At 51.9% G+C, this 10,053-nt stretch carries 8 protein-coding genes and 2 pseudogenes; 1 reads left to right on the top strand and 9 read right to left on the bottom strand.

The features are described from left to right. Positions 1-440: 440 nt before the first annotated feature. The 8 genes and pseudogenes from RTX98_RS09550 to RTX98_RS09585 form a co-directional block, all read right to left on the bottom strand. Positions 441-1,643, bottom strand: a complete 1,203-nt coding sequence (locus tag RTX98_RS09550; protein ID WP_312796215.1) for a hypothetical protein — start codon at positions 1,641-1,643, stop codon at positions 441-443. Then, complete coding sequence (locus RTX98_RS09555) at positions 1,630-2,583, bottom strand: glycosyltransferase family 2 protein (RefSeq protein ID WP_312796216.1); 954 nt, start codon at positions 2,581-2,583, stop codon at positions 1,630-1,632. The genes RTX98_RS09550 and RTX98_RS09555 overlap by 14 nt, the downstream gene beginning before the upstream one ends. Next, positions 2,584-4,308, bottom strand: coding sequence for a glycosyltransferase family 61 protein (locus RTX98_RS09560; RefSeq protein WP_312796218.1), 1,725 nt, complete (start codon positions 4,306-4,308; stop codon positions 2,584-2,586). A gap of 36 nt (positions 4,309-4,344) precedes the next feature. Continuing rightward, the gene (locus RTX98_RS09565; protein ID WP_312796220.1) at positions 4,345-5,442 is read right to left on the bottom strand and encodes a DegT/DnrJ/EryC1/StrS family aminotransferase; all 1,098 of its coding nucleotides are present in this window, start codon (positions 5,440-5,442) and stop codon (positions 4,345-4,347) included. Beyond that, the gene (locus tag RTX98_RS09570; RefSeq protein WP_312796221.1) at positions 5,439-5,834 is read right to left on the bottom strand and encodes an FdtA/QdtA family cupin domain-containing protein; all 396 of its coding nucleotides are present in this window, start codon (positions 5,832-5,834) and stop codon (positions 5,439-5,441) included. Before RTX98_RS09570 ends, RTX98_RS09565 begins: the two co-directional genes overlap by 4 nt. Continuing rightward, positions 5,834-6,511, bottom strand: coding sequence for a hypothetical protein (locus RTX98_RS09575; protein ID WP_312796222.1), 678 nt, complete (start codon positions 6,509-6,511; stop codon positions 5,834-5,836). Before RTX98_RS09575 ends, RTX98_RS09570 begins: the two co-directional genes overlap by 1 nt. A gap of 274 nt (positions 6,512-6,785) precedes the next feature. Next, positions 6,786-7,746, bottom strand: a pseudogene (locus tag RTX98_RS09580) (IS630 family transposase). Positions 7,747-8,004: 258 nt separating this feature from the next. Next, positions 8,005-8,277, bottom strand: a complete 273-nt coding sequence (locus tag RTX98_RS09585) for a hypothetical protein (RefSeq protein WP_312796224.1) — start codon at positions 8,275-8,277, stop codon at positions 8,005-8,007. Between the two features lie 187 nt (positions 8,278-8,464). Between RTX98_RS09585 and RTX98_RS09590 the strand changes: the two genes are divergently transcribed. Beyond that, positions 8,465-9,274 (top strand): SMEK domain-containing protein, encoded by an 810-nt coding sequence (locus RTX98_RS09590; RefSeq protein WP_312796225.1) that lies wholly within the window; start codon positions 8,465-8,467, stop codon positions 9,272-9,274. Between the two features lie 242 nt (positions 9,275-9,516). On the opposite strand, the pseudogene RTX98_RS09595 reads toward RTX98_RS09590, so the two are convergent. Next, positions 9,517-10,053, bottom strand: a pseudogene (locus tag RTX98_RS09595) (transposase); the annotation flags it as partial.

The raw sequence follows: 10,053 nt of genomic DNA on the forward strand, positions 1-10,053 counted from the left end.
GCCTTGTTCGGGCGGGAGATGGGACCATCGCGCAAACAGAAGCGCACCATTAAGCAGCTGGGTGCGAATCTGAAGTGTCTCGGATACAAGGCTCTTATAGCCGGTTCGCCACCTTCACCTGCGAACAGTTCACTCGGGTATGATCGGTAGCAGCAGACAAGCGCGTCGGCACCTTCGTTCCGCTCATTTCTATCTCGGCCGAAGCGTTCCACTTCGACCCAGGCGAGCGTTTGGCGATCAACGAGGGTGTTCAAACCATGCCGCAGGTGGCGCACTTTAGCCCAAGCTACATCCTCGTCTTGCCTGTACGTGCTTACATCCTTCGAGCCAACAAGATCCTGTTCGATGCCTGCAGACGCTTATACCCCGTCTAACATCTCATACCTTTAACAATATCTTGCCTTCGTGTCGCCGATACCAGCAGCAGCCCTCACCCTGCCTTACCCTAGTTTACCGCGTCGAACTGCTAAAAGACGGGAAAGTCGCCTAACCGCGGTAGCTACAACCTTACGGGCGGTATCCAGTTTCCGACGTCTTAACCTTATTGAATTAGAAAAGTCTATATCACTCCTTAGATAGTCCAGAATGCGAGCAGACGGCCGGATCTCCCAGTCAGGAAACAACCTGTCGTAAGCGGGCAATTCGAACGCACTGCTATTCCCAAGTTCATTACTATCACTAACTATCTGCGATATGATTGAGCCCGCGGAGGCCCCCGGCGGGATGAATCTTACCAGACCCAGCAGTTCTGAGCCAAGCTTATTAATGTTTATAGCAGAACCTACAATATACACCCGCCCCCCGCTCCACATAAATTCCGCCACGGACGACGACAGGCCACCAAGGTAGACGTTGCAATGGATTAATCTCTTAACGTAATCGCGGCCCGCCTCAACAAAAAAACGGCTTCTACTTTCAAGTTTTTCGATCCGTGCAACAATATCAGTCTGATTGGCCAGCTGCAGCTGCCTTAAGAACAATGGGTGACGGATCAGGTATACTGAAGCTGAACAATCTTCCTCAAGAATTTGCTCGACCACGTCGATCTGAGTGGATAGCGAGCTTGAAGCCTCCGACCAACGCGGTCGCCACGCGATAACCATCGGACCAGGCTGAGGAGTTCGATCAATGTCCGATGTATATTCTTCAAGCTTTGTTATACCAACCGGCACAAATTTTCGGGCACCAGGAAAGAGATGCTGAGACTCAACAAACACCGCCCTACAGTTTGCGTAAAACGGATTGTAACAGAGATACTCCAGCTCACGAGACCATTTTAAAAGCGAAACGCCATACGAGATGCATAAGACTTTGTAACGACGCGCAGCCTCGATGGACCTCAGTAACTCTGGACGATACTCGTCATAGGGAGACAGGTAAAAAATATAATCCAACTGGATCTCATCAAAACTATTGACTTGATGCACCGACCATGCTGGATGTTCTGAGCAGATTATTGACTTTATCTCTTCTGCCGCCAGTACAATATTACCTTCGAGATCAGTCCGGTCGCAAACCAGAGCAGTAACGCAAAACGACTGGTCTACAGTCATCCGATCAATAGTCGATCTAGCGGTATTCGTATAAACATCATCGAATAGAAACGCTACCCGCGCCTTGCCGCGAACGTTACGCATCGGCATTGGCAATCTCCCAGATCTGCAATTTACTGAGTCCAAACAGTTCAAAGCAATGAGAGTTGTCCGCCAGACATTCGTAAGCCAGCATTACCCCTTCAGATCTAAGGATCGGATCCACGTGCTGAAGAAGCAGCCAAGCTAGCAAAACCCTTGAATCAATGTCCTGCGTATTCACAATGGGAAAGTACGACGCAAGTTTCTTTCTAATAATGTTAATGGCACCCTTGTTACGATACAGAGATCGCGCAATACTTCTCCGTTCTAGCTGCATACGTTTATTATTACTTGAGCGAGACAAGTTATTCTCGTGAACGCGATATTGTGCCCAGCATGACGATGATATTAATAGATTAAACCCCGTGACAGCGGCCCTAATCCAATATTCATAGTCCTGTAACTGCAGTAAGGATTCATTAAACATACCTGTCTGCTTGAAAACGTCGCGATAACCAAACGTTGTCGAGGCGCAGATGACGTTGCCTCTGCTAATTAAGTATGACAATGGATCCTCATTAAATGCGTCAGAGTCCGTACGATTAAACGCGGGAAATATATCTGATCGCAGCGAAACACCGTCATCATTGATTAATTCTGGCCTGCAAAACACAAGGTCGGCATTTGTTCTCTTAAGCTCTGCTAATGCAATGTCAAATCCACCGGGCAAGAGGTCATCATCGGAAGCTAAGAGCGCAACATAATCATTGGTGGCTAGCGCTAGACCGGCATTAGTTGCTGCGCTAACTCCTTCACGGACGGTGGACAACCTAAAGGTCATATCAGCATCGGCATTGGCCCTCAACAGCTCGACAGAGCCATCGGTAGATGCATCGTCCGTTACTATTATTTGGTGCCCAGCTCGTGCAAGTTCACCGAGCTTTGGAAGTAATCGCTCCAGATATGGTCGATGATTGAAGCTTGTAATGACCAGAGACACATTGATCATCTAGCCTATCCTATCAACCAACGCAGGCACATCAATGCGGAAATCGTCGTGAACCGAATACATGCCTTCAACTCTACCGGAACGTGGACCGAACATGATTTCCACCTCGAAGCCGGCAGGCTTAGTGATTAGGTTCCAAAGGTTGAGCTGATGATGTTGGCTGTCGGAATAAAGTACAACAGCCCGAGTTGAAGGACGGCACCAAAGCAAATTGGTCAACGCTGCACCTGTAGCGCCAACCACCAGATCCGCATTATGAAACAAAGCTACCTGATCTCGAAAAGTGAAGTCCTCTGGTTGAATAACCTCAAAGCCAGACTTGATCATCGAGTGGATAATTTCATCTTCATTCAAGATTCTACGGTTACCAGATCGCCGACGCACGTAAAGTTTGCGACCGCCGGACTTGTCAGCGTTCAAGCTAAGACAATTTTCGACGGTTCTTTTGACGGTCTTTAGCTGTTCGAAATCGAGCGTAAATTCCCAAGCTTCGGCTTTCCGACTATATATATCGAGTATCCTGGCCGTGTCCGAGACATAGTCTAAGTTTTCTACCGCATAAAGAACGCCCCTCTCCAGCTTCTCTATGGCTCGACGACCCTGAAACAAACAATCTATAGCATCGTAGTAACTGGCGGGCAGATTTGCCGACAGCAGGGCCGGTAAATCTTCGGGCATTCCCACGACATTGATCGCCCTACAAAGCACCTCAGCTACAAAATGAAAATAGTTATAGTCTGCTTCGGCCATGAGGTGCACCCCCGACCTGATGACGGAATTGTTCTTCAACTTGTAGCCGAGCGCTATACGTTGATCGTCCGTAGACCAAGTTTGGCGATATTTCTGGGTTATCGTCACGTCTAATGCGGTATCGAACCACTCATCAGATAGTATACCTATATTTGGGTCTATAAGTATCCTTGTTCCAGCCACCAATTCAACGTTTCTATAATTAATGACCTTCCCGCCGTAAACCGATCGCTGAGGAGACCTTCCGCGTGATGGTTCTAAAGGATATAAGTTACCGACAAACGCGCCTTGACGACTTTCCCACGGCCCTAAAATACGGCGGTGATGGGGCGAAAACTTAAGATCTCGCCCGCGAAGAGACGTGGATACCTGTTGTTCATCTGCAAACGGGTTTGGTAGTCTGTTCTCTACAGCCCCGTACTGCACAAAATGAAACAACGGATTGCATCTAGCGGCAGCAACATCGGCATAGCGGGTAATATACCAATGAACATCAAAGTTTGGGTTCGGGCTAACTTCACGGTCTAACCCTGCTCTTAAATAATGGTGCAGCGGATGGTCAGTATATAGATTCAGTTTAGACAAACTTTCCAGATAGAACGCGGAATCAAAGTCGGGGTGCGGGTTGAACCCTTGAGCTTCTCCTTGTTCCAGGAAATGCAGCAATGGCTCTGCCTCAGTCGCTCCGGCCAAGTATTCGCTGCGATACCAGTGGGCATCAAACAATTCGCATGGGATCCGATTTTCGAAGGTACCAAATTCAATCCAGTGTTCCATTGCTTGATGCGTCGGAACATCTTTGTACCGAGAGGAATACTCCGCGGGATCGAAATACCGATTAGGCGCTCTTCCCTCATCCAACCCGAAGTTAATGAAGTGAAGGCGCGGATCGCCTCCGTCCGACTTGACGTCCTGATAACGCGCCAAGTAGTAGTCTGAATCGACATACCGAGCGATGTGTTCTCTTTTTGCCATTTGTGGCAAGTATCCCTTAGCCCGTCTCACCGACGATCACGGCTTAAATGAGTTGATCGTCTCAGCCACATAGGCAACCTGAGCATCGCTCATAGTCGGACCGATAGGGATGCTCAACATTTGTTGAGACAAACGTTCTGCTATCGGCAAATGTATAGATGCATATTCCTTATAGCACATCTGCTTATGCGGCGGGACAGGATAGTGAACCCCAGTTCCAACCCCGCGCTCATGCAAGAAAGATTGGAGACGATCTCGCTCCCTTGCACAAACAACAAATAGATGATGAACAGGCACGTGTCCCATGGGCTTTTGCGGTAGGACGACTTCGTCTGTATTGATAGTGTCCAGATAATATGCTGCTATCGACCGACGCCTCTCATTCCAGCCGTTCAGTCGCATCAGCTTAACGCGCAAAAATGCTGCTTGAAGCTCATCTAGGCGACTGTTTCTGCCAGGTATCTCATGAACATACTTCTCTATCGAGCCGTAGTTGCGACGGCGTCTTACGAAGTCTGCTACCTCGGCAGAATTTGTCGTAATCGCACCGCCGTCGCCCAATGCGCCCAAGTTCTTACCTGGATAAAAGCTAAAAGCAGCGCCGCTTCCAAAACTGCCAACTGTACGACCGCTCTGAGTCTTTGCGCCATGTGCTTGAGCGGCGTCCTCGAAGACGAGCACACCTGTCGAGTTTGCTAGCTCTTCCAATTTTTCGATATCGGCCGGTTGGCCGAATAAATGAACGGCGATAATGGCTTTCGTTTTGGTGGTGATAGCCTTAGCAACAGTATCGGCCGTTATATTGTAAGTAGCAAGGTCCGGTTCTACAGGTACAGGTATAGCTTTGCACGCGGTAACAGCCAACCATGTTGCTATAAAAGTATTGGAAGGTACTATTACCTCATCCCCCTCTCCAATACCATGTGCCTCTAGCAGCATTATAAGCGCTTCCAATCCGTCGCTTACACCCACCGCATGAGACACGCCGCAATATTCCGCAAATTCCTTCTCAAAGGCGGCTAGCTCCGGACCCAGGATTAGCTGGTTACTCGATACCACCTCTTCAAATTTTTCTTTCATCTCTTCAAGAATGCTTTGATGAAGAGTTTCTAAGTCAAGGAAGGGGATGTTCATTGCCGCACAAACCGCTCAAATTCGTTAATGTCACGTATGTAATCAGACTCGTCATACTCCATTGATGCTAGTACCAGACAAACAGCACCCGAGCTAAAATTACGCAGCTCCCGCCAACTCCCCGGCCGCACCAGCAAGCCTTCGTAGGCCCGATTCAAGTGGAAAGAACGCCGTGTAAAGCCATCATATAGTTCGACCTCAAACGACCCTGAGACAGCCACTATCAATTGCTGAAGCTCCCTGTGTGCGTGGGCTCCCCTTTCAGCGCCGCCTGGAACGTCGTAGAGGTAGTAAACGCGTTTAATCGAAAAATCGATCGGCGCACCCAACTCTACAAAACCAAGGTTTCCTCGCCGATCATTAACATGCGGGATGGTAACAATTTGGGACATTATATATTTCTATTCCTGTCTTCGCACATAACATAAAATTCCTCAACAATGGAGCGAAGGCTTGGTGATGTCGGCTCTAAACCGTTTATAACGTAAGCCTCTATTTCCTCGGAGTACTCGGAAAACCCAAATTTTTTAATCGCGTAACTATTTACCATAGGTGGCGAGCGAGGTATGAACTTGCTAAAGGGACGAATATGCCTTATAGCAGCAGCGCCCATTCCTACTATTGAATACTGCCCTACAACGGTTCTTTGATGGACCGATGAGCCTAACGCAATATTTGCACCTTTAAGTATTCGACATAGTCCGGCTAGAGCAACCATTGGCGCGATCACCACTCCATCCTGAATAAGGGCATCATGTGGCACGTGCACTTGACTCATGATGTGAACGTCATCGCCAACCTGCGTCACGTTTTCATAAGCAGGTTTTTGGATAGTTGTATGCTCCCGGATTATATTTCGGTCGCCGATGCTAATTAATTTATCGCGCGAATCGTAGCGAGGGTTTTTTGTGTCTTGGCCGGGCGTTCCTATGGTCACGAAAGGACTGACAAGATTGTCATCACCTAGCCTTACCGGACCAATGATAACGCTATAGGGACCAATTTCATTGCCGTCGCCTAGTTCGACGGCTCCCTCAATTATGGCTGTTGGATGAATAGCATTGCCCATTAGCTCGTCCAAAAAGGTGGGATCAGAGTGCATCGCTTTAGGCCGTAAGTTCTCTGAAAGCAACCATCCCGCGATCTTTGAACCGGCGACGTGCTAACAACTAGGAATAGCTCATCTCTGCCACAAATGTTCTGCGAGAGGTGGAGTTCGACCGCCATCGAATGATCGACTGGTGCACCGGGATCGTTTCTCGGGAGCAGAGATCTTTGAGACCGTCATAAGCACGAAGAGGATGCTGACGCAGGCAAACCTGGCTTGCTAGAACCTCGTCCATTTAATCGTACGCGTACCCGGCGGCATTGAGGAAGTTCCAGCATTCGGTTGGAGTGAAGAGGTCGCAGATTTCGTCGATGGCGGGCCGGAGGGCGTCGAAGGATTGGGCGCCGGCCTTGCGCAGATGCGCCTTGAGCTTTGCGAACGCCATCTCGATGGGGTTCAGGTCCGGGCTGTAGGGTGGCAAGAAGAGGAACCATGCCCCCTTCTCCTTGAGGCAGGTTGCGGCCTTTGCGCTTATGGACGGCGAGATTGTCGAGGATGACGACATCCCCTTCTTGAGCGTCGGACGATTGGGTCTCGACATAGGTCTCGAAGGCGGCGCGGTTCATTGCCTTGTCGATGATCTAGGGGACGGTCAGGCCGTCATAGGGCAGGGCGGCGATGAAGGTCTGCGTGCCCCAGTGGCCGAAGGGTGCCATGGCCTTGAGCCATTGCTCCTTTAGGCTGCGCCCGCGAAGGCGCGTCATCTTCGTTGTCACCGAGGTCTCGTCAACTAACACGAGGCGACCAGGCTGGCGACGTATCCGCGGCTGGCGGGACCTCTTCCAAACCTGCCGGGCTGCTGCAATGTCGGCGCGTTCGCATTCCAACGCCAAAGGGGCATTTTTTTGGTGAAGCCGCGCTGGCACAGAAGGCGCGACAGCATGGCCGGCGTCGCCCGAATGGCGTGTCGCGCATCAGCCGTTCGGCAAGTTCGGGGATCGTGATGTCCGCCTCACTATCCACAGTGCCGATCAGGAAGACTTCGAGCCGGTCGAGCTTGCCGTCGCCCGGCCGCCGCCCCTGGCGACAGGAGCCGACGAGCTATGCCGCGCATTATGCTGCATCAGCTTCAAGGCGCAGCTCTAGCTCGCACCAAAACGCCGCGCTGCCGAGCGGCAGGACGCCCCACCGGCCACAAACGCGACAATCCGATCAAGAAAATAACATCGGCACCTCCGACCTGAGTGAATCAGCATCCCAAACAAATGCCAACGCCGATTCCAGTTCACCGGCGATGCTTTAAGCGTTATCCGCTTAATGGCAGGAATTCCGATCGCCACCGCAAAAGTGGGTACCTCAAAGTCCGCATTCACATACACCGCCCGATATTCCTTTGATCGCCGTAAGGCCACCGCTTCATGAACGGCAGGATATCCAGATCGATGTCGCGCATGGTATTCGCTTTTGTCACCAGCTTGTAGTCCAAGTAGCGGTGAACGACGCCGTCGGCAGTATCAAGCTGCGGCCAATAACCTCTCTCTGTCGAACTCGATGCAAACGTCGTCCGCCCCTCGCAGGAAGACTTGCCAGTGATAGGTCTCATCCCTATCCGCTGTGCAGATGGCAAGAACGGTCTTCACGCCTTTGAGCTGCCTGTATTCCGACATGAAGAAGGTGTCGTTGCGATCGTCCCAGGTCTCCTGGCTGAGCAGCGTGAGACAACGGTTATCAAGGATGTGGAGCACCGAAGCCAAGTTCGTATAGCGCCGCATTGTACGCTCGGTCATGACGGCTTTCCTTAGCTTGTCCACGCAGTGAGTTTGTATCCTGCCTTGCCTGTGAACGATCCGAACCCGATCGGGCGGGAAGGAAGGAGTTGGCGGAAAAGTCCATAAGCACCAGACCGGCACACGTGCAATGTTCCCGATGCGTTCCCATCGTTTACTATGAGCGCTACTGGAGGGGACGATGGGAATGCGTCAATTGGAAGTTGAAAACGAGCTCCGTGGTGTGGTCAGCCGTATCATAGTGCAGGTTGAGTTGGCCACGTCTCAGGGCCGGACCGACATCAACCTGGCCTTGGAAGATGCGTCCATTCCCATCCTGCGATCGGTCTACAACCTTCCGCGGCTCATCAACCCAAACCGGAAGCAGAAGAATTATCCTGGCATCGACCTGGGCGACGACCATGACCGCGTGTCGTTCCAGGTCACTTCGACAACGAGCCTGGACAAAGTCAACTTCACGATCGGCCAGTTCATGGAACGCTCGTATTTTAACACTTTCGACGAGCTCAACATCCTGATGCTAGCGAGGAAACAGCCTTCCTATAGCCAAGCGTCGGTCGACACGCTACTCACCGACCAGTTCTCCTTTAACTGCAAGAAACACATCATCGACCTGACCGGCCTTCTCGGGCTTGTCGCGGGCTTGCGGCTAGCAGCCCGAGAGCGCGCGCTGGCACAATTTGAGCTTATCCTCGGTGAGGTGGACGCGTTCATAAGCTACAGCAACTCCAGCGTGGCTGCGCCTATGTCGATAACGAGCAACCTACAGAAGATCCGTCTCCCCCTTCGGTTTGGGTTGCCGAACTTGGTATCGACGAGAAGGCCGTCATTGAACGCGCAAAGGCGGAACTTTCTTACCAAGATAAAGCGAAAGGGCGCAGGTCGGTCATCAAGACGGCGCTGCTTCTCCAGGGTGTGCAGACCGACGCTTGGACCTACCGCGACAACCGCCTGCTTGCCTTCCACGACATGGAGCAAAGTGGCCTCTCGGCGGTGATCGACAAAGGACGATCGACAAGTCGGAGGCTCGGGATGTCGCCAATTCGCCCGAGCCCGACAACGTCAACATCGTCAAGCAGATGCTGGCGACCGAAACCGGCTAGCAGCTCAAGCCCTTGAGCGTCCGGATGGACCCCGATTGTGTTGAAAACTCAAATCGTGCTCGGCGCGGAAACGCCGCTGATTATCTGCCGCCCAATCCTTCCGTTCACGCCGCTCCTGTTCGACAGTTAGCGGGATGAGCTTTGCCATCTTGCGCAGGTTCTGGGCGGGTTGCGGCGAGGTGGAACTCGTCTTTGGCGCCGTTTGGTCCACGGAGACGCAATCGGCCCGGCCCGAGGATGCGTTCGAAATGGGCGAACAGTATCTCCACCTTCTTGCGCTGTCTTCGCGAGACAACATAAGGATCGGTAGCTGCGATACCGCGGGCCATGTCGCGTGCACTAATGATAGAGCGCGTCACCTTGCGGGAAGGCATGTTGGGCGTGCAGCGTTCCTTAAGGTTGCAGTTGCTGCAGTCCTGGTGGCGGGCGCGAAAGCGGATGGAGCCGTCGGAATTCGCGAGTGAGCGGAGCTGTGCGAAGTTGCGGTTGCGCGGGCGCACGCGATTGCCTGCTGGGCAGACGTAGCTGTCATCCTGGTGATCGAAACAAAGTCCGCGCGCTCGAAAGTCCCTTCACGACAGGCCGACCTCTCGAACACTGGGATATGAGATTCGATACCCAGCCCCTCGACAAGTGAGGCAAGAGTGGCAGCATCACCGTAGCCGCCATCGGC

The sequence above is a fragment of the Tianweitania sp. genome, assembly GCF_032053605.1.
Classification (GTDB): domain Bacteria; phylum Pseudomonadota; class Alphaproteobacteria; order Rhizobiales; family Rhizobiaceae; genus Tianweitania.